The organism is Sphingomonas phyllosphaerae FA2, from assembly GCF_000427645.1.
GTDB lineage: Bacteria > Pseudomonadota > Alphaproteobacteria > Sphingomonadales > Sphingomonadaceae > Sphingomonas > Sphingomonas phyllosphaerae.
In genome coordinates this window covers 1,079,026-1,099,768 of sequence record NZ_KE386571.1, presented here as the reverse complement: position 1 = coordinate 1,099,768, position 20,743 = coordinate 1,079,026, and the positions used below count along the sequence as shown (strand labels likewise).

General features: G+C 64.5%; 12 protein-coding genes. 6 read left to right on the top strand and 6 right to left on the bottom strand.

The window, feature by feature from the left end; genetic code table 11:
- Window positions 1-127: 127 nt before the first annotated feature.
- The 6 genes from SPHPH_RS19025 to SPHPH_RS20715 all read right to left on the bottom strand — a co-directional run bounded on the left by SPHPH_RS19025 (window position 128) and on the right by SPHPH_RS20715 (window position 8,359).
- The gene (locus SPHPH_RS19025) at window positions 128-1,816 is read right to left on the bottom strand and encodes a putative bifunctional diguanylate cyclase/phosphodiesterase (protein WP_272944237.1); all 1,689 of its coding nucleotides are present in this window, start codon (window positions 1,814-1,816) and stop codon (window positions 128-130) included.
- Between the two features lie 346 nt (window positions 1,817-2,162).
- Window positions 2,163-4,874 carry a PAS domain S-box protein gene (locus SPHPH_RS19020; protein WP_051272860.1) on the bottom strand — a complete coding sequence of 904 codons (2,712 nt, stop codon included), beginning with the start codon at window positions 4,872-4,874 and terminating at the stop codon, window positions 2,163-2,165.
- Between the two features lie 251 nt (window positions 4,875-5,125).
- Window positions 5,126-5,719 carry a class I SAM-dependent DNA methyltransferase gene (locus SPHPH_RS19015; RefSeq protein WP_051272859.1) on the bottom strand — a complete coding sequence of 198 codons (594 nt, stop codon included), beginning with the start codon at window positions 5,717-5,719 and terminating at the stop codon, window positions 5,126-5,128.
- Window positions 5,716-6,369 (bottom strand): PIG-L deacetylase family protein, encoded by a 654-nt coding sequence (locus tag SPHPH_RS0105535; RefSeq protein ID WP_028965795.1) that lies wholly within the window; start codon window positions 6,367-6,369, stop codon window positions 5,716-5,718. The genes SPHPH_RS19015 and SPHPH_RS0105535 overlap by 4 nt, the downstream gene beginning before the upstream one ends.
- Window positions 6,366-7,340: an acyl-CoA dehydrogenase family protein gene (locus tag SPHPH_RS0105530; protein WP_051272858.1), complete on the bottom strand. Its 975-nt coding sequence runs from the start codon at window positions 7,338-7,340 to the stop codon at window positions 6,366-6,368. Before SPHPH_RS0105530 ends, SPHPH_RS0105535 begins: the two co-directional genes overlap by 4 nt.
- Window positions 7,337-8,359: a glycosyltransferase family 2 protein gene (locus tag SPHPH_RS20715; protein ID WP_238302924.1), complete on the bottom strand. Its 1,023-nt coding sequence runs from the start codon at window positions 8,357-8,359 to the stop codon at window positions 7,337-7,339. Before SPHPH_RS20715 ends, SPHPH_RS0105530 begins: the two co-directional genes overlap by 4 nt.
- Before the next feature lie 460 nt (window positions 8,360-8,819).
- On the opposite strand from SPHPH_RS20715, the gene SPHPH_RS0105520 reads away from it, so the two are divergent.
- From SPHPH_RS0105520 to SPHPH_RS0105495, 6 genes are all read left to right on the top strand, one after another.
- Window positions 8,820-11,279 carry a glycoside hydrolase family 9 protein gene (locus SPHPH_RS0105520; RefSeq protein ID WP_238302922.1) on the top strand — a complete coding sequence of 820 codons (2,460 nt, stop codon included), beginning with the start codon at window positions 8,820-8,822 and terminating at the stop codon, window positions 11,277-11,279.
- 600 nt (window positions 11,280-11,879) lie between these two features.
- On the top strand, window positions 11,880-14,153 hold the full coding sequence (gene glf, locus SPHPH_RS0105515; RefSeq protein ID WP_028965791.1) for a UDP-galactopyranose mutase: 2,274 nt from the start codon (window positions 11,880-11,882) through the stop codon (window positions 14,151-14,153).
- A 13-nt stretch (window positions 14,154-14,166) separates the two neighbouring features.
- Window positions 14,167-14,556 carry a hypothetical protein gene (locus tag SPHPH_RS0105510; protein WP_028965790.1) on the top strand — a complete coding sequence of 130 codons (390 nt, stop codon included), beginning with the start codon at window positions 14,167-14,169 and terminating at the stop codon, window positions 14,554-14,556.
- 20 nt (window positions 14,557-14,576) lie between these two features.
- A complete protein-coding gene (locus tag SPHPH_RS19010) occupies window positions 14,577-16,232 on the top strand; it encodes a family 1 glycosylhydrolase (protein ID WP_238302920.1) in 1,656 nt (551 codons plus the stop codon).
- A 374-nt stretch (window positions 16,233-16,606) separates the two neighbouring features.
- The gene (locus SPHPH_RS0105500) at window positions 16,607-18,202 is read left to right on the top strand and encodes a sodium:solute symporter family transporter (RefSeq protein WP_028965789.1); all 1,596 of its coding nucleotides are present in this window, start codon (window positions 16,607-16,609) and stop codon (window positions 18,200-18,202) included.
- Window positions 18,203-18,330: 128 nt separating this feature from the next.
- Complete coding sequence (locus tag SPHPH_RS0105495; protein ID WP_156025842.1) at window positions 18,331-20,730, top strand: glycoside hydrolase family 3 N-terminal domain-containing protein; 2,400 nt, start codon at window positions 18,331-18,333, stop codon at window positions 20,728-20,730.
- The last annotated feature ends 13 nt before the right edge of the window (window positions 20,731-20,743 follow it).

Here is a 20,743-nt window from a genome sequence, read left to right as displayed (position 1 = left end):
GGCGGTCGCCGGGCCCGATCCGAGGGTTGTGCAACCGGTCGAGACCGCACGCGGCGGCGTTGTGGCCGTGGCGCGAGCGCGCCGGTTCAAACGGCCCGCGAATGGTCAATCGGACACCGTCGTGCGATCAGCCGGCCATTGCATGTGACGGCGCGAACCGATCGATCAGTTCGGGCTCCGGCATGGGGCGCCCGTACAGGTATCCTTGCGCTTCATCGCAGCGTAGCTGCCTCAGCATGTCCTCTTGACTGATAGTCTCGACGCCTTCTGCGATGACGTGCAGTCCAAGCCCCTGCGCCATTGTCGTGACGGCGCCCACGATCGCCGCATCGCCGGGGCGTCGATCTATCTTCGTGATGAAACTACGATCGATCTTCAGCCGCGTGAGGGGATACCTCTGCAGCAGGCTGAGAGAAGCGAAGCCCGTGCCGAAGTCGTCGAAAGCCAATTGGACCCCCAGCGCTTTCAGCCGACGTAGCGCCCTTGGCGACCGCTTGGTGTGCCGAAGAACGGTATTTTCGGTGATCTCCAGCTCCAGCAACGAGGGGGCGAGGTGATGCCGGTCAAGTGCATGTTTGACGACGTCGAACAAGCGATCGGAGTCCAGTTGGACGGCGAACAGGTTCACGCCAACCCGGAGCGGCGGCCTGCCGATTGCCTGCCATGACGCGGCCATGCGGCACGCTTCCTGCACGATCCAGTCGCCGACCTCTTTCGCGACGGGGCTTTGTTCGAGAATGTCGACAAAGAGATTGGGCTGAAGCAACCCATGCCTGGGATGGCGCCATCGCAACAACGCCTCGACGCCGACCAGCCGGCCGTCGTCAACCCGCACCTGTGGCTGAAACCAGAGTTCAAATTCCCCACGAGCCAGCGCGCCCCGCAGGTCCAGACCTAGTCGAAGCCTCGTTTCCGACCTCGTCTGCATTGCACGCGTAAAAAACGCCCGCCCGCCTCGACCTTCCGCCTTGGCTTCATGAAGTGCCAGATCGGCGTGGCATAGCAGTTCTTCGTGGGACGAAGCATCCAGGGGCGCAATGGCGATGCCGATACTGACGTCCACGAAAATAGCCTGCGCCGCGAGTTCGATAGGTCGGCCAAGTTCCGTAAAAATCCTCGCCGTCAAAATATCGAGCGCGCAAGCGTTTTCGCAGCCCTCCACCACGATCGCGAATTCGTCTCCGCCGATCCGAGCGAGAAAATCGCCGGCACCGACGGCATCCTTCAACCGCTCCGCTACCCGGGTAAGCAGCAGGTCGCCGGCCGAATGGCCCAGGGTGTCGTTGACATGCTTGAACCCGTCCAGATTGAGCATCAACAAAGCGACCGGCCCGGACGCGATCGCCGGGCCCAGCCGCGCATGTAGGGCGTTCCGATTTGGCAAGGAGGTCAAGGTGTCGCAGTGCGCAAGGTGCTCCAGACGCCGTGTCGCCCGCGCGCGGTCGGTCACGTCGCGAACCAGCGCGCCGAACATCGGTTGCCCTTCCTCGAACCACATGGACAGGGAGAGATCGACCGGAAACTCATGGCCTTGCGCGTGCAGGGCAAGTACCTCTACCGCGTGCCCGGCAAGCCTTGCGCCGCCTGACCTGACCGCCCGGACAAGCCCCGCCTCGTGAGAGGAACGAAATCGCTCCGGAATGATGATCGATAGCGATCTACCCCGGGCCTCGGAAGCCGTATAGCCGAAGAGCGCTTCCGCAGCCGAGTTCCAGGCGACAATCCGGTTGTCGGGACCCGCACAGATCGCGGCCGTGGCCGAATGGGCAAGCATCTGCTCGTATCGATCGTCCGGCGAGCATGACCGAATGCGCACACTCTACTCCTCTAACCCTAAGTAACGGCACGATAGAACAGCGGTGGTAAAGGCCGAGTGAGTGTCGGGACGATCGGCAGGCTGGCCCGTGCACGGCAGCAAATCAGGCCGCCATCGTAGATCAGCAGGCCTATGCTTCGCGGCGTTCACGGCGCGCCACACCGCTTGCCTGATCCGCGCTGCTGAGGGGCTTGATGCCCGATCAACGACCGCCGTGCCCGAGCCGGTGTCGGACCATAAGGTAAGAAGCTGATCATCGCCTGCTATGCTTGGGCCGTCGCAATCTGTCGAGTATTACCGGCCGGAGCACGTTCAATGGTGGGCAGGTCGGACGTGTGTTGTCCTCTCAGCGATCGCGCGCCGTTCGAATGTCCGACGTGCCTACCAGGATGCGCGAGAGGCGCGCGGCAAGTTCAGCGCTTTTGAACGGTTTGGTCAGGCGTGGAAGCTCGGGAGAAATACCTTCGACATCCGCGTAGCCAGAGACGATCAGCACGGGCAAATCGGGTAAGGTCGCGCGCAAGGCCCAAATCAACTCCACGCCGCTCATCCCGGCCATAAGATGATCGGTGATCAGCAGATCGGGGACAACGCCGCGGGCCACGAGTGCCAGCGCCGCCTCCCCCGACGCCACCTCAATCACTTCGAAGCCAAGTTCCGCGAGCATGTCGGCGGTGCTAGCGCGCACGGCGTCTTCGTCGTCGACCAGCAACACGCGCCCGCGCGCCAAGCCTGCAAACGACGGAACGGTTGTCCGATCTCCCTCATCCGCGACCCACGCGCTGATCGGCAGCCACAATTCCACGTTGGTGCCGACACCCTCGCGACTGCTGATGGTCAGCGCTCCACCGAGTTGCGCGGCAAGCCCATGCGCCATCGACAGGCCCAGTCCGGTGCCCTTCCCGATCCCTTTCGTGGAGAAGAACGGCTCGATGGCCCGCGCGAGCGTCGCCTCGTCCATGCCCGTTCCGGTGTCGGCCACCGACAGTCGGACGTAATGCCCCCGTCGTAACGCGCCGCGTGCGGCGCGCACGCTGTCGCGCATTGCACTGATACGCAACGTGCCGCCGTCCGGCATTGCATCGCGCGCGTTCACGCCAAGGTTCAGCAGCGCCATTTCCAGTTGATTGGCGTCCGCCATGGCCGGCGGCAGGTCGGGAGCAATATCCACGACGACGCGGACCTGTGGCCCGGTGGTACTGGCGAGCAGATCGGCCATCCCCTCGACGAGCCGGCCCACATCGACGGCGGACGGCTGCAACGGTTGCCGGCGGGCGAAGGCGAGCAGGCGTTGCACCAAGGTCCGCGCGCGATCGGCCGACTGGATCGCGCCGTCGATCAGCCGCTGCTCGCGCTCGCCTGTCACGCCCCTGCGCTGCAGCAGGTCGAGGAACCCGATAATCGGCGTGAGCAGATTGTTGAAGTCGTGCGCGACCCCGCCGGTCAGCTGCCCCATCGCCTCCATCTTCTGACTTTGGCGCAGCGCTTCTTGCGCCTGTGCCAACTCTCGCGCGGCCTCACGCTCCAGCGTAACGTCACGACCGACTGCGTAGAAGACATCGCCCTCGGGAACGAGCGTCCAGGATATCGAGCGCCAGCTGCCGTCGGCATGCGCGAGCCGATCTTCGAACCGCTCGATCTTGTCGCCCCGCCGCAATCTCGTCATCACCTCCTGCACGGCCGCGTGGTCATCGGGATGAACCTGTTCGCGGAACGACATCGCGAGCAGCGTCGCGGTGTCACGCCCGAGCGTGGTTTCCCACGCCGGGTTGATCGCCTTGAGAAAGCCGCCAAAGCCCATGATCGCCAGCAGGTCAGGGCTCATCTCCCAGACGCGGTTGCGCTCCGCCGTCTGGCGAGCGACCTCCTGCTCAAGCTGCTCGTTCAATTGCTGCAGGCGGATCTCGGCTGCCTTGCGCGCCGTGATGTCGATGGCGGTGCCGATGACACGAAAACAGCGGCCCTGCCCGTCGAAAAGCCCGCGGCCCTTGGCTGCGACCCAACGGATGACGCCATCCTCCCGCCCGATCGTGCGATATTCGACGTCGTAGAGGGCGCGAAGGGCGGGATCGCTGGCCGACGCATAAGCGCTGAGCGTCCGTTCACGATCGTCGGGATGCACGCCATTGCGATAATCGTCCAGTGTCACCGCCACATCCGGGGAGATGCCGAACATCGCCTTCACGCGCGGCGGCCAGAACATCCGCCCTGTGACCTGGTCCACGTCCCACTGGCCGATCTCCGCCACCTCGAGAGCGAGCCGCAATTGCTCCTCGCTAAGTGCCAGTCGTTCCTCGGCCTCGCGACGCTCATGAATGTCGATAACCGAGCCGACATAGCCGAGGTACGCACCATCGTCGCCGAACCGTGGGCTGCCGGCGTCGATCGCCCAACGATAGCTGCCCGACACATGCCGCAGACGGTATTCCACGCGAAATCGCCGATGACCGGCGTTTGCGGCGACGAACGCCTCCTGCGCGCGCTGCCTGTCGTCGGGATGCGTCGCCTCGAGCCAACCGAAGCCCTCCGCCTCCGCAGGCGTCTGGCCGGTGAATTCGTACCATTGCCGATTAAGATAGGTACAATGACCCGATGGATCGGTCACCCACATCATCACGGGGGCATGATCGGCCATGTTGCGGAAGCGGCTCTCACTCTCGCGGAGCGCGACGTCACGCGCCTTTTCCGCCGTCACGTCGCGAACCTCGATAATCGTGCCGATCGGCTGCCCGTCGTCCCCCGGAATTGGCGAGGCGGTGAAGGCGACGGGATAGAAGTGCCCATCCTTGTGGACGAATACCTCCTCGCCCTGCATCCGCTCGCGTTCGGGAAAGGCACGGTCTATCGGGCATTCAGACAGCGGATAGGGGCGCCCGTCAGGATGCTGGTGATGAACGACGTCGTGCAAGGGACGGTCGAGCGCCTCCGCCAGCCGATAGCCGGTCAGCGCCTCCGCCGCGGCGTTCATGAAGATGCAGTGCTGCCGATCGTCCATGAGGAAGATCGCCATCGTGGAGTTGTTCACGATCGCGTTGAATCGACGCTCGACAGATTGCACCGCTTCGCCCCCCCGCCAATTTAGAGATGGCCGTGGCAGATAGCGTTCGGTCTGTCGTTAACCCACGCCAATGTTCGAAACCGCGACTGCATTGAAATGGAGCCCGATAATCCGATCAGGCATGCTTCAGTGCTCAAGTTCCCGGCACCACGGCAAATTCATGTACCACGGATTTTGATTGTGAAATCTCGTGAGGTGGTGATGCCTATCTGCTACCTCAGGCTAGATGAAGCCAGGCATCTTCTCCGTGCCTATCTGATGACGGCCGCCCGCCCCCGCGTGCATTCGAGCACGATCCAGCGACCTGTCCGCCGCGCCACCCGGACGTTCCAGCTACATCCCGCAGCCGTCAGGAAGGCACGCTGTAGCGACGCGGCATGCTGCGCAAAATCGGGATAATCAACCCGATGATGCGCCAGCACCAGCCTGCCGCCCGGACGCAGCGCTGCGGCAACGTCACGAGCAGTCTGCGCCATCGCGCGCGCCGTCAGATAGTAGATGACCTCCGCTACCACGACGATGTCGTATTGCCGTCGGGGCAGACGAGCCGGCACGATCAGCCTGAGGGCACGCGCTCGTCCACGCCCCGCCAGCGCCCTTGCGACCAGCGCCTTGCCACTTGCGGTTCCTTCCGTGGCGTCGAGGCGCAGAACCCGTGGAGCTATAGCGATGCTGTTGGAACCATTACCGGCAGCAAGTTCCAGAACGCGCCCCCTCGGCCCCGGCCCCACGGCGCGCAGGATCGCGCGTCGCTTCAGCGCCTCGTCGCGATCGGTGAACGTCGCCCATGGATCGTCGTTGTCGCTGAACTTGCTTTGGAAGCCTTCAAGCGTAATCGACCTCATCGCCGCCGTTCCACGAATAGTTCACGGGGGCCGGCAAAGGCCGCAATCTGCCCCACCGTCATTGCGAAGCCGGCCGGATCGTCCGTAATCTGCCCCGTCTGGGTACGATAGCGGCGGATGGCGCAACGCTTGGCGAGCCGTTCCTGCCCCGTCAGGTAAAGCGCGCGTGCGCCCGCAACCTTCTGACCGGCCGGCCACACCGGATACGTCAGCTTTCGCAGCCCATGCCGTGGCAGGGCATCCATGCACGCTGCGACGGTGCGATGGTCGGGATGGTCATCGTGCGGGGACGGCGAGACGACCAATGTCGATCCCCGGTTCACGACCAATTGCGCGAGGCCACGACGGGCAGCGCCCGCCCGTGTGTGAAGCCGACCGTCCGGCAGATCGAGAAACGTCACTGCATCTGCCGCCACGCCCATCTGGCGCAGGGCGCGCCGGCTCTCGCGCCGACGCTCTGCCACGAGCCGCTGACGGGGCCAGCTTGGGCTGGAGGGATGGGAGGCTGCGCCATCCGTGACAACGATGACATGTATCCTCACGCCGCGCCGTCTCAGCCGGGTCATCATCGTATGAGCCCCGATGGTTTCGTCGTCCGGATGCGGCGCAACGACGAGCAGGCGGCGCGGCGTTCCCAGCCGGAACTTCACAGACCGGCCGTCAATGTACCCGCCGCCACGGCGGCACCAACCTGCATGCGCTGCATATCCGGGGAAGGCTGGCGGAGGTACACCGACAGATCGGTGATGACCGCAGCAAGTGGATGCCCGACGAACAGCGATTGTACCCCCGCCGCCTGCTCGGCAAGCTCAATCGCCTGCCCGCCGGCTGCATAGACCGCCGCGCGCGCAGCGGCGACAAGCGGCAGGCGCGCGCCGACATCATCAAACCACCCTGCTGCCGCTGTCCGGATCGCTCCTGCAGCCGCTTCAGCCAGCCCATAAAGCGCAGCCAGGCGGCCTGCCTGATGGGGATCATCCGCCCGACCGGCCGCGACCAGATGGGCGGTCGTATGGTCGAGCAGCGCAGCGATTCCCCCGGCTTGAACGGCGGCGAACCGCAATGCGCCTCCGCTGAACCACGGTTCACGCACGTAATCGCCGGGGGCGCCGATCAGATCGTCGGCAGCGACGGGCGCATCGCGCCAGCGCACGATATGCGTTTCCGAGCGCTGCATTCCGGCGACGCGCCAGAAGGAGCGATCGACGGCCGGCGAGGTGCGGGCAAGGTCGAGCAACAGCAGTTGACGACCGCCCGCGGCATCTACCGTAACCAGGGCGTGCGAGAGAAGTCCGGCGCCGCTGGCGAAACTCTTGCCGCCATTGAGCCGACCGTGCTTCAGGCGAAGTGGTTCGCCGGCAAGATCAGCGTTCCACACGCCAAGGACTCCGCCCGCCGCCACGATGCCAGCCGCGCGTTCTTGCTGGTGCCGCGAACCGTAGCGCTGCACGATTTGCGAAGCGTCGACATGCCCCTCGTACAAGCGACCAAGCGGAAGATCGACACGGCCCGTTTCGTAGAGCTGCCTGAGCTGGAGCAGCAGCGTCTTCGTGTCAGCCGGATCGCCAAGTCCCGGCAACAGCGCGGAGCGCGTCGTGATGGCGCGTCGAAGTTCAATCACGCGGCGTATCGCGCCAGCGCGAGCGCCGCCAGAGCGGCCTCGGCCGCTGCCAGCGTCACGCGCCGCATACCGCCGGGTGGCACCGGCACCACGCGCATCGCAAACGCCTCGGCGTTGGGACTGTCACGATGAACGCCGATAAGATGGTCACGGTCGAGGCCGATCGCCTCGGCGAGTGGCGCGAAATAGCCACTGTCGTATGCGTGGCGTGCAAGCGCATGGCCGCGATACTGCCACATGGCATCATCGGGATGCGCGACCTCAACCCCGTCGCTATTTCCGTCCAAGGCGCGAAGCCCTTCTGCAAAGCCGTGAGCCACCCGCCCCGTGCGGCGATCTGACGTGAAAACTACGCTGGCCGCATCGCGCCGCACGCGCAGCCCCGCTCGCGCGGCGTCATCGGCGAGCCGCGCATCCTCCCCCGCGGGGATCGGCTGGAACCCGCCTATGGCGCGATAGTGCTGCACTGAAATACCCAGATTCGCGCCGCTCGTCTGATGGTGGGTCGCTAAGGCCTCCCACGCCACGGGATCAAGCGATCGCCGCGTGGCATGAAGCGCCTCATAATAGCGTTCCAGGCGGTCTTGAACCGGATTTGACCAAGTGACGGTACGCACCACTTTGCCAGCTACCACGTCAGCCAGCCGGAGCCCTGCGACCATTGTCTGCAACCAGTCGGTCGCAGGCACACTGTCGCCATCGGTCGTTAGCAGAAAGCCGGCCCCATCAAGCACACGCGCACCCAACTGCATCGCCCGGTGCCGGGCGACACCCACATTGGACTCCGCATCCGCCGCATGTTCCACCCGAACCGGCAGCGATGCGCGTGCGGCATAATCGTGCGCCAGCACCGTGCTTTGATCGTCGCAGCCGTCGAGAAGGAGACAGAGGGTCGGTGCCATGCCTCGTTGGTCCAGCCGGTCCAGCGCTGCGAATAGCTGCGGCAAGGCATCCGCCTCATTTCGCGCCGGGACGCAGACAGCGACTTTGACGTGACCGTCGAACGAGGTTTGTGTCACGCGAAAACGCCGATTTGCATCCGCTTGGTGTACTGAGAACTTTATCCTGTGCATTGATACACATCAACAGACTGTGTTTGAGCATAGCACGGCCGACACCCTTTCCCGACGCGAAGCCACAGCACGAACCCGCTGCGCGGCAATGGTAGCGAGGCGGCAGTGGCATTTGACCCCGCTACCCAGTCGGTTGGAGTATCGACGATGAGGTCCGCTGGGGTTCGACCATCCCCAAGACCGACGCTATCGTATGTCCGCTGAACGCGACGGTCAGCGGCGTCGCGGCGACGAACGCCGCCGGACTGCGCGCTACCTTATTGATCCAGCGCAACGCTTCAACCGCTTGAAAACAAAAAGGCCGCCGATATGGTAGCGCTAACTAAAATAAGCGGAGGGGTTTCTGATGGGCATGCGTCACCGGCGCTGGATGATGGCTGCGCTTCTCGCTTCGAGTAGCGCCGCCTTGGCACAAACGTCCGATCGCCCCCAACTCAGCATCAATCGTGCTGACTATTTCGAAGCACCCGGCGTCAACTGGCTCATCTTCTCGAACGTCAACGAGGGGTTGTTCGCCGATGCCAAGATCAGCGGGGTCGAACTGATCCAGCAGGGTGTGCGCACCGCCACCAATGGCGACGTGCGTCTGTCGGCGACGCCCGGCCAGTGGGATCCGGCCGCCACCTTTGTCAGCCGTCGCGTCGATAAAGCAGCGGGTGTGATCGAAGTCACGATGCGATACCCCGACTTCGGTTACACGATCCGGGCAGAGCGTCGTGGCGCTTCGGTCATTCTGTCGGTGCTGCTCGATCAGGCGTTGCCCGCGGCACAGGTCGGCAAAGCGGGGCTGAACCTCGAATTCGTGCCATCCGCCTATTTCCACAAGAGCTATGCCGCCGACGGCAAGCCGGGGCTGTTTCCCCGCTATCCGGCCGACGCGATGACGCTCACCCCCGAACGGAACCTCGCCAGCGGTCGCAGCGATGGTCCGGGCGCAGAACCGACCGGCTTTGCGAGCGGACGGCAGCTCGTGCTCGCACCCGAAGATCCGGCTCGGCGCGTCAGCATTGTTACGCGCGAAGGGACGGTGTCGTTGTTCGACGGTCGCAATCAGGCACAGAACGGGTGGTTCGTGGCTCGACAGCTTCTGCCGGCCGGGCGGACCGGCAAGGTGATCGAATGGACACTGGACGCCAGCAGCGTGCCCGGGTGGCTGCGTCCCCCGGTGATCGGCCACTCGCAGGTCGGGTATCGAAGCGACTTGCCCAAGATTGCGACCATCGAACTCGACCGCGACGACCGGCGCACGTTGCGGCCGCAATTGGTGCGACTGATGCCGAGTGGCGTTTTCGCGCCGGTTCAGGGCGGATCGTCGCGCGACTGGGGCGCCTACCTCCGCTATCGCTACGTTCGGTTCGACTTCAGCGGCGTGACCGCGCCGGGAACCTACGCGATCGACTATGGCGCGACCCGTAGCGCACCTTTTCCGATTGGTGCCGCGACGCTCGACGGACTGTGGCACCTCACCAACGACGTCTATCTGCCAATCGCAATGGACCATATGACGGTCAACGAAGCTTATCGTGTCTGGCATGGCGATTCGCATCGCGACGACGCCCGACAAGCGCCGGTGAACCACGAACATATCGACCTGTACCGACAGGGGCCGACGACCGACACCCGCTTCAAGCCCGGCGAACATATCCCCGGCCTGGCAGTGGGCGGATGGCTGGACGCCGGCGATTTCGACATCCGCACGCAGACTCAATATCAGGTGGTACGTCAGCTGGTCGACGCGGCCGAAACCTTCGGCATCGATCGTGACACGGTGTCTGTCGACTGGGCGACGCGGCGCGTCGAGATGCACGTGCCGGACGGCGTTCCCGACATCCTGGAACAGATCCGTCATGGCAGCCTGCAACTGCTCGCGCAGTTCGACGCGGTCGGTCATGCAATCCACGGCATCGTCGAACCTGACGTCGGCCAATATACCCATCTGGGCGACGCGGCGAGCAAGACGGACGGACTTGTCTACGATCCGACCCTGAAACCCTATCAGCGCGCCTACGATACGCGCGGAGGACGCAGCGGTACACCGGACGACCGCTGGGCGTTCACCAGCAAGGCCTCCGCACTCGATTACGGATCGGCCGCGGCGCTTGCGGCAACCTATCGCGTGTGGAAAGGGCGTGACGCGGCCTTCGCGAACCGTTGCCTTGCGCGCGCGCAGCAGGTTTGGGCCGACGAACACCGCCACGCGCCCGACCTGTTCCGCCACGGCAACACGACCGGGGGACCGATCGACGAGGAAGAGTTCACCGCTGCGGTCGAATTGCTGATCGCGACCGGCGAGCAGCAATATGCCGAGCGGGTCGAAGCTCTTGCACCGGCGATGCTGCGTCGTTTCGACACGACCGCGACGACAATGGTCAAGGCGCTGCCGCGTCTGCCCGCCCGTTACCGCGTGCTGGTCGAGGAAGCGGCGCGTGCCTGGGCCGGGCGCGCAAAGGCGCTGGAGACCGCCAACCCGTTCGGCGTCCCGATCACCACCGGAGGATGGGCCGGGAGCGGAGCGGTGCTGAACTTCGGCCTGACCGCCGACGCGCTTCATCGTGCTTTCCCGACGATCGTCGATGGTTGGCAGGTTCTGCGCGCGCTCGACTTCCTGCACGGTCATCATCCGGCATCGGACCGTTCGTTCGTCTCGGGAGTAGGCGCGGTGTCGAAAGAGGTAGCTTATGGCAGCAACCGGGCCGATTTCTCATTCATACCCGGCGGCGTGGTGCCCGGCGTGCTGCTGCTAAAACCGGATTATCCCGAGAACCGGGACGATTGGCCGTTCTTTTGGGGCGAGAACGAATACGTCGTACCCGAAGGTGCCATGTATATAACCCTCGCCAACGCTGCCGCACGACTTCGATCTTGATCGTCCGGAGGCGTGGCCTTGACGCGCCTCCAACGTCTTGTGCGATCAGTCGGCTGGCGCTTCCTTCTGGTCAGTTGCAACTGAAAGGTTGGAGCGTGACGGACCCAAAGAGGCGTCAAGGATCTCTTTTGTTAGCGGCACGGGCCTGCAAACCAGACTACGCCGGCGCGCGTCTCGCCAGCCACCCAGAACGGTAGAAGCGATTGGCCAAGAATCTGATCACTGCTGATGTGGAGCAATACAATACTGCCGCTTGCTCGGAACCATTATCTCAGAACGCGCTTTAGCCATCACTGAACAGTTAGCAAATTTTGCTGTTGAGCGGATCTCGCCGCGGTTGAATCTTTGCCGATGACGCACAGGAAGCAGAGGGCATAAGCTCTCAAGCTCCAGTATAGAAATGCGTGTCACAGCGCCCGAAAGAGGGCGCTTCATATATAAGCGCAGGTTTCCTGATGGCTCTTTAAATATTCTGATTCCGTTGTGGCTGATATTGATCGGGATCACTGCGAAACCTGACTTTCTTTAACAAGGGTTTATCGCCTTTGCGACGACATGCCTGCTAGCCTGATCGTGCCGACTTGCGGCTGGGAGATACGAATGTCTGTCGTGGCACACGCTAACCTTTCCACGACAACCGGCAATCGCGAGCTGCTGCTCTGCTTTTCACATCTGCGCTGGGACTTCGTCTTTCAGCGTCCCCAGCATCTACTGACCCGGCTGGCTCGACGCTTTTCCGTAGTGGTTTGGGAGGAAGCCGAGATCGGCGCGGTAGCGGCGCCGAATCTTCGCGTGCATGCAAAAACGGGCGACATACGGGTGGTGACCCCGCAACTACCCGCCGGGCTGGACGACACCGCGACGCACAAGGTGCTCACGGACCTGCTCGACCGCTTTCTTGCCGACGAGCCGCCCGTCAGCGTGCGCTGGTATTACACGCCGATGATGTTGACGTTCTCGCGCGGCGTGATTGCCGCTTGCACCGTCTACGACTGTATGGACGAGCTTTCCGCATTCCGGTTTGCGCCGCCAGCCTTGCTGCAATTGGAAGACGAGCTTCTTGGACTAGCGGACCTAGTCTTCACCGGCGGTTGGAGTCTGTACGAAGCAAAGCGTGACCGGCACCCCAGCGTCCACGCTTTCCCCTCCAGCGTCGATGTCGCTCATTTCTCGGCAGCGCGCGTCGAACGCGGCAACGATGAGCGTGCACCCTCCTTTGGCTTCTTTGGCGTCATCGACGAGCGAATGGATCTCGCGCTGCTCGGCACGATCGCCGAAGCTCATCCGGAGTGGACGATCGAAGTCGTCGGTCCGGTCGTGAAGATCGACCCGGCCGAGCTGCCGCGCCGTGCAAACCTGCACTACCCCGGGTCACGGTCGTATGAGGAATTGCCGGCGACGATCGCCCAATGGGACGTGGCGTTGATGCCGTTCGCGATCAACGAGGCGACGCGTTTCATCAGTCCGACCAAGACGCCGGAATATCTCGCCGCCGGTCGCCCTGTGGTGTCCACGCCCGTCGCCGACGTGGTCCGACAATACGGGGGAGCGCGCGCGGTTCGAATTGCCGAGAGCGGGCCCGACTTCATCACGGCCTGCGAGGAAGCGCTGGCGCTCGCCCGCGGTCAGGATCACGATTGGCGCGATGCCGCCGATGCGATGCTCGCCGCGATGTCGTGGGACGACACCGCGGCCGCGATGCTGGCGAAGATCGAGCCTTATCTGCCCGCCTCCGCGCGCGAACATTACGACTGCCTCGTGGTCGGCGCCGGCTTTGCGGGTGCGGTCATGGCGGAACGGCTGGCCTCGCAAAGCGGCCGCCGGGTCCTCGTCGTCGATCGCCGACCGCATATCGCGGGCAACGCCTATGACGTCGAGGATGCTGCCGGCATCCTGATCCATCAGTACGGACCGCATATCTTCCACACCAACTCGGCCGAAGTGTTCGACTACCTCTCGCGCTTCACCGGCTGGCGCGACTACGAACATCGTGTCCTGGCGGATGTCCTCGGTCATCAAGTGCCTGTCCCGATCAATCGTACGACGCTCAACACGCTGTTCGACGCCGGACTTGAGACCGAGGCTGACGCGGCCGAGTTCCTGGCCGCGCGCGCCGAACCGGTGGAGACGATCCGCACCTCGGAGGATGTCGTCGTCTCGTCGGTCGGGCAGGAACTCTACCGCCTCTTCTTCCGGGGCTATACGCGCAAGCAATGGGGGCTGGACCCGTCGGAACTGGACAAGGCGGTCACCGCACGGGTGCCGACCCGAACCAATACGGACGACCGCTATTTCAACGACACGTTTCAGGCGATGCCGGACAAGGGCTATACCGCCATGTTCGCAGCCATGCTCGACCATCCTAACATCACGCTAAAACTCGGCACCGATTTTGCGGCGGTGAAGGACGCGGTGACGTACGATCTGCTCGTCTTCACCGGACCGATCGACGAATATTTTGAACAGCGGTACGGCCCGCTGCCGTATCGCTCGCTTCGCTTCGAACATCGCACCCTGCCCGTCGCTCGGCACCAGCAGGTCGCAGTGGTCAATTACCCCGATGAGGCGGTGCCTTACACCCGCGTGACCGAGTACAAGCACCTGACCGGGCAGCAATCGCCGGTGACCAGCGTCACCTACGAGTATCCCGCCGCCACCGGAGACCCATATTATCCGATTCCCCGGCCCGAGAACCAGGCATTGTTCAAGCGCTACGAGGCACTGACGCTTGCTGAGCCGGACGTTCTGTTCGTCGGGCGACTGGCGACCTATCGCTATTACAATATGGACCAGGTCGTGGGTCAGGCGCTGGCAACCTGGCGCCGGTGGCACGCGCGTCAGGACGCAACCGCGATGGCGACCGCAGCCGAATAGCGGACGTGCTGCAATGCTGATCGCTCACGAACTCACCGGCATGCGCGTCCTCATCGCGCACGAAGACAATTTCCAACGGGAGTACCTTTCCAAGGTGATGATCGCTGCCGGTGCGATCGTGGTCGATGCTCCCACGACGACCGACGGCGTTCCTTGGCTCGGCGATCCATTCCCCGATGCAGTGGTGGTGAGCCAAAGCCGAAAGGCGGCGGACGACGGTCGCCTGATCGATGCGGCGCGGCGCGGGGCGCTTGCGATGCTCGTCCTTCATTCCGCCCCCACCCTTGTCCTGCCGTCGACTGGCCTGCTCCGAAGTCTTGAGGCGCCATACGCGGCGTTCCAGGTGGTAAGCGCGCTGCGCGATATGCTCCGGCGACCGCTCAACCGGCCGATGCAGCTTTGACCGGCACACGATCCATACCGATGTCGCCGCTGGAACTCTGGGGCGGAACCGAGTGCACGGTGAACCGCACGCGCGAGGGTTACCGTGATCAGACGATATTGAGCGGTCATCACCATCGCATCAGTGACCTTGATCTGTTCGCAGACCTGGGTCTGAGCGCGATCCGCTACCCCGTACTGTGGGAACGCACGCTTAGCGCGCCGGGCGGAGGACCGGACTGGACGTGGGCGGACGCGCGGCTTTCCCGATTGCGCGAGCTGGACATCCGGCCGATCGTCGGCCTCGTCCATCACGGCAGCGGCCCACGCCACACCCATCTGCTGGATGAGGGATTCGCGAGCGGGCTTGGTCATTTCGCCGGGCTGGTCGCAGAACGCTACGATTGGGTGGAGGAATGGACGCCCGTCAACGAACCGCTCACCACCGCGCGCTTCTCGGCGCTCTATGGGCATTGGTACCCGCACGAACGGAGCGAGCGCGCTTTCTGGATCGCGTTGCTGAACCAGATCGACGCGACGCGCGCGGCGATGCGGGCGATCCGACGCATCAATCCTGCGGCGCGATTGATCCAGACCGAGGATCTCGGTCGAACCTACGCTACCCCGGAGCTGACGGCGCAAGCCGAGCACGACAATTTGCGGCGGTGGGCGAGCTGGGACCTGCTGGGCGGCCGCGTCGACCGTCATCATTCGTTGTGGGAGATCATGGTACGGCTCGGGTTGGAGGATCGCATCCGCCGGATAGCCGACGATCCTTGCCCGCCCGACGTGATCGGCCTGAACCATTACCTGACAAGCGACCGGTTTCTCGACCATCGCACCGAACAGTACCCCCCGCACCTGCACGGCGGCAACGATCAGCTCTACTTTGCCGACACCGAGGCGGTGCGGGTCCTGGATCCGCCGCAAGGAGGGTTCGCCAACGCATTACGTGAGGCGTGGGATCGTTACGCCACGCCGATCGCGATTACCGAAGTGCACAATGGTTCGACACGCGAGGAACAGCTTCGCTGGGCAGCCGAGGCGTGGGACATGGCGCAAGCGGCGCGTGACAAAGGAATTGACGTTCGTGCGGTCACCGCGTGGTCGCTGCTGGGAAGCTACGGCTGGAACACGCTTTTGACCGGCGGCGATCGCTACGAACCCGGCGTGTTCGACCTTTCCTCCGGCGTCCCGCGCCCGACGGCGCTGGCGGCCTTGTGGCAGGCGCTGCCGAGGGGCGAGCTTCGCCATGACGTTGCCGCCGCACCCGGCTGGTGGCGGCGCCCCGACCGGATCCTCTACGGGGCACCGGCCGTGGTGCAAGCGAGTGCGCCGGCCGGCGGCCGCCCGCTGCTGATCGTCGGCGACCCGGATGACTGCAGCATCGTCGCGCAAGCCTGCACCCGTCGCGCGATCAACTATGTCGTGAACGAACCCTCGAGCGGCAGCGCTGCGACCGATCCGTGGGGCGTGATCGAGCTATTCAATCGGCGTGATGACACGAGCAACACGCCACACTTCACGATTAAGGCCGAGATCATTCCGATTGGCAGGGTTTCATCCGTGCAATGCCCCGGCATTATCGACGCCGCGCTCGATCTGCTGATCGATGGCGCACCGGGTACGTGGCGCTTCGGGCAGGACACACTAACCCTCGCGATGTCGCAAGCGCATGAGCAATGCCCGCCTCAATAAAGCGGGCTCCTGCCACTCGATATTTTTTGCGGCAGTGCTCGCCGCCTCACAGAATGGCCCCACGTCGTAGAGCGCAAGACCAGCGGTCCTTCGCGAATTCTTGCCGGACGCGACTCTCTGGCTGAAGGTCCGTGGAGAGATCGCCGTCCGCATTTGTCTAAACAGCCGCGCCCGCCTTGTGTTGGCAATCAACCCTTTCGGTGTTCGCCGATGATCTCGGAACGGTGTCGCGGTATCCGATCCAGTGTTCAAAGCCGCTGCCTCGCCCGCTTTTTCCCGATCCGGGTAAAATGCCGTGAACGCTCGTCGCGACCATCATGGACGGCGCTGTCCGGCACGCTAAACAGGTGCGGAGATTGCGGGGAGGAAGCAGGATGACGTTGCAGACGATCGATCTGGTCGTGGTGATTGGCTACGCGATCGGCATCTTCGTGCTCGCGCAATGGGTTAGCCGCGACAAGGCTGGCGAGAGCAAGGACACGTCGGACTATTTCCTCGCGTCCAAGGCGCTGCCGTGGTGGGCGGTCGGTGCGTCGCTGATCGCCGCCAATATTTCAGCCGAGCAGATCGTCGGCATGGCCGGGTCGGGTTATGCGATCGGATTGGCGATCGCCTCCTATGAATGGATGGCGGGCGCTACATTGTTGATTGTCGGCAAGTTCTTCCTGCCGATCTTTCTCCACAACCGCATCTACACGATGCCGCAGTTCCTGGAGCAGCGGTACGGCACGTCGATCCGCACGATCATGGCGGTGTTCTGGCTGGCCTTGTATATCTTCGTGAATCTCACCTCGATCATCTGGCTGGGATCGATCGCCGTGACGCAGGTCGCCGGGGTCAACCAGGACCTCGCGCTGGTCGGCCTCGGCGCATTTGCCGTGTTATATCAGCTGCGTGGCGGACTGAAGGCGGTCGCGCTGACCGATATCGTGCAGGTGACGCTGCTGGTGCTGGGCGGATTGATGGTGTCGGCGCTGACGTTGCGGGCGATCGGTGGCGATGCCGGGATCGTCGGCGGCTTTTCGGAGCTGACGCGGCGCGTTCCGGATCACTTCGACATGATCCTGTCCCCCGACAACCCCCATTATAAGGAGCTGCCGGGGCTCGCGGTGCTGATCGGTGGCATGTGGATCGCCAATCTGAGCTACTGGGGGTTCAACCAGTACATCATCCAGCGCGCGCTCGCGGCGAAGAGCCTGCCCGAAGCCCAAAAGGGCATCGTGTTCGCCGCTTTCCTGAAACTGCTCATGCCGTTGGTCATCGTTTTGCCCGGCATCGCAGCGGTGGTGCTGGCGCCCGATCTCGCCAAACCCGACCAGGCATATCCCGCGATGCTGCGGCTGTTGCCGCCCGGATTGCTGGGGCTGGTGTTCGCGGCGCTGATCGCGGCGATCATCGCGTCGACCGCATCGAAGATTAACGCGATCGCGACGATCTTCACGCTCGACCTGTATGCCAAGCAGTTCGGCCGCCCGACCTCCGCAGAGGACGGGCGCGCCGATCCCGCGCGCGAGCGGCAACTGGTGCTGGTCGGGCGCATCGCCGCCTGCGTGGCGATCGTGATCGCGATGCTGACCGCGCGGCCGTTGATCGGGCAGTCGGATCAGGCATTCCAGTTCATCCAGGAATTCTCCGGCTTCTTCACACCGGGGATCACGGTGATCTTCCTGCTGGGCCTGTTCTGGAAGCGTGCGAACGAAGCGGGAGCGATCGGGGCCGCAGTGGCATCGGTGGTGTTGTCGTACGTGCTGCGCGCCGCTTTGCCGGGCCTGCCGTTCCTCAACCGCATGAGCCTGGTGTTCCTGCTGAGCCTCGCGCTGGCAGTTGTGCTGTCGTTGCTGGTGAAGTCTCGCGCAGACGCCAATCGCGTGACCGTGCAAGGCATCGATTTCCGCACCACGAAAGGGTTCAACGTCGCGAGCCTAGGCATCGTGCTGATCCTGATCGCACTCTACGCAACGTGGTGGTGACCGGGCGGTTAGCGCTATCAAATTGATTGCACCGCTCCTGCCCCTGCGCGTTGATCGGCATTGGCAAGCCAGAGCGGATAGCGTTATCAGCACTGCCGAGTCAGAACGACGATAGAAGGCAGGCGGGGATGACGATGCGGGGCGTGAGCTATCTGGCGGTGGCGTTGATGACGGTCGCGGCAAGCGGGGCGGTCGCGCAGGTCGCGCATCCCGACCGCTGGCCGGTCGTGAAGAGCAGCGGGCTGGTCGATCCGGCGACCGAGGCGAAGGTCACCGCTTTGCTCGCCCGGCTGTCGCTGGAAGAGAAGATCGGCCAGATGATCCAGGCCGATATTGGCGCGATCAAGCCCGAGGATCTGCGGAAATATCCGCTCGGCTCGATCCTCGCCGGGGGCAGCTCGCCGCCGCTCGGCAGCCCCGATCGCTCGCCGGCCGCGCCGTGGGTGGCGACGTCGCGTGCGTTCAATGCGGTGGCGATGGAGCAGCGCGCCGGGCACACCGCGATCCCGCTGATGTTCGGGGTCGATGCGGTGCACGGCAACAACAATGTCGTCGGCGCGACGATCTTCCCGCACAATATCGCGCTGGGCGCGATGCGCGACCCGGCGCTGATCCGGCAGATCGGTGCAGCGACCGCGGCGGAGACGGCGGCGGCCGGGATCGACTGGGCGTTCGGGCCGACGGTGGCGGTGCCGCAGGACGACCGCTGGGGCCGCAGCTACGAGGGCTATTCCGAGGACCCCGCGGTGGTCGCCTCCTATTCGGGTGCGATGGTCGAGGGGTTGCAGGGCGTCGGCGCCACCGTTGGTATCCAGCACGGCCACGTCGCGGCGAGCGTGAAGCACTTCCTGGGCGACGGCGGCACCAAGGACGGTGTCGATCAGGGCGACACGCAGGTCGATGAGGACACGCTGATCCGCATCCACGCCGCCGGCTACCCGCCCGCGATCAAGGCCGGGGCGATGACGGTGATGTCGAGCTTCTCGAGTTGGAACGGGCAGAAGATGCACGGCAACCGCTCGCTGTTGACCGACGTGCTCAAGGGCCGGATGGGGTTCGAGGGCTTCGTGGTCGGCGACTGGAACGGGCATGGGCAAATCCCCGGCTGCACCAACACCGACTGCCCGGCGACCTTCAACGCCGGGCTCGACATGGCGATGGCACCGGACAGCTGGAAGGGCCTGTTCGACACGACGCTTGCGGCCGCGCGTTCGGGCAAGATCCCGATGGCGCGGATCGACGATGCGGTGCGGCGCATCCTGCGCGTGAAGATGAAGCTGGGGCTGTTCGACCCTGCCCGCCCCTATGAGACGCAGCCGCAGCAGCTCGGGTCGGCCGCGCATCGCGCGGTCGCGCGCGAGGCGGTGGCCAAGAGCCTCGTGCTGCTCAAGAACAATGGCGTGTTGCCGATAAAGGCGAGCGCGAACATCCTCGTCGCAGGCGACGCCGCGGACGATATCGGGCGGCAGTCGGGCGGCTGGACGCTGTCGTGGCAGGGTGACGGCAACACCAATGCCGACTTCCCGGGCGCGACGTCGATCTTCGCCGGGATCGCCGCAGCGGCCAAGGCAGGGGGCGGCACCGCGACGCTGTCGACCCACGGCCGTTTCACGACCAAACCCGATGTTGCGATCGTCGTGTTCGGCGAGCAGCCCTATGCCGAGATGCGCGGCGACGTCCGCACGCTGGAGTTCGAAGCCGGCGACAAGCAGGCGCTGGCGCTGCTGAAGACGCTGAAGGCGGCGGGCATCCCCACCGTCTCCGTGTTCCTCTCCGGGCGACCGTTGTGGTTGAACCCGGAGCTGAACCAGTCTGATGCGTTCGTCGCGTCGTGGTTCCCCGGATCGGAAGGCGAAGGCGTTGCCGACGTGCTGATCGGCGGCAAGCGCGACTTCACCGGCACCCTGTCGTTCAGCTGGCCGAAGTCGGCGGGGCAGTTCACGCTCAACCGCGGAGCGCCCGGTTACGACCCGCTGTTTCCGTTCGGCTACGGGCTGAGCTACGCAAGGCCGGGCAAGGTCGGCGCGCTCAGCGAGGTGGCGGGGGTCGATGCAAGCCTCGCCAATACCAGCCTGTTCTTCGCGCGTGGCAAGGTGCCTGCCCCGTTCCGGCTCGACCTCGACCCGGCGATTTCGCGCCTCGCGGTGGACAGCGCGACCGCACAGGAAGGCGCGGTACGACTGACGTGGAAGGGCAAGGGCGCGGCGAAGATCGCCGGGCCGGACCTGTCGCTGCTGCGCGAGACCAACGCCGACCTGAACCTGCAGATCACCTATCGCATCGACACGCCGGCGAAGGGGCCGGTCGGGCTGGCGCTGGGTGGCGCGCGCGTCGACGTTGCGCCGCTGCTCGGCAAGAGCGGGTGGCAGGTGCTGCGCGTGCCGCTGAAGTGCTTCCGCGATCGTGGCGCAACCGTGGAGAAGGTATCGACGCCGATGGCGATCGACGCCGATGCGCCGTTCGCACTGTCGGTGTCGGACGTGCGGCTTGCGACCGATCCGGCCGGGGCGGCCTGCCCGGCGGCGTGATGCAATGGGCTGG

Coding starts and splice junctions, on each gene's coding strand:
- SPHPH_RS19015 (WP_051272859.1), bottom strand. CDS start 5,719: ATGAGGTCGATTACGCTTGAAGGCTTCCAAAGCAAGTTCAGCGACAAC.
- glf (WP_028965791.1), top strand. CDS start 11,880: ATGTCTGTCGTGGCACACGCTAACCTTTCCACGACAACCGGCAATCGC.
- SPHPH_RS0105510 (WP_028965790.1), top strand. CDS start 14,167: ATGCTGATCGCTCACGAACTCACCGGCATGCGCGTCCTCATCGCGCAC.
- SPHPH_RS19010 (WP_238302920.1), top strand. CDS start 14,577: ATGTCGCCGCTGGAACTCTGGGGCGGAACCGAGTGCACGGTGAACCGC.
- SPHPH_RS0105500 (WP_028965789.1), top strand. CDS start 16,607: ATGACGTTGCAGACGATCGATCTGGTCGTGGTGATTGGCTACGCGATC.
- SPHPH_RS0105495 (WP_156025842.1), top strand. CDS start 18,331: ATGACGATGCGGGGCGTGAGCTATCTGGCGGTGGCGTTGATGACGGTC.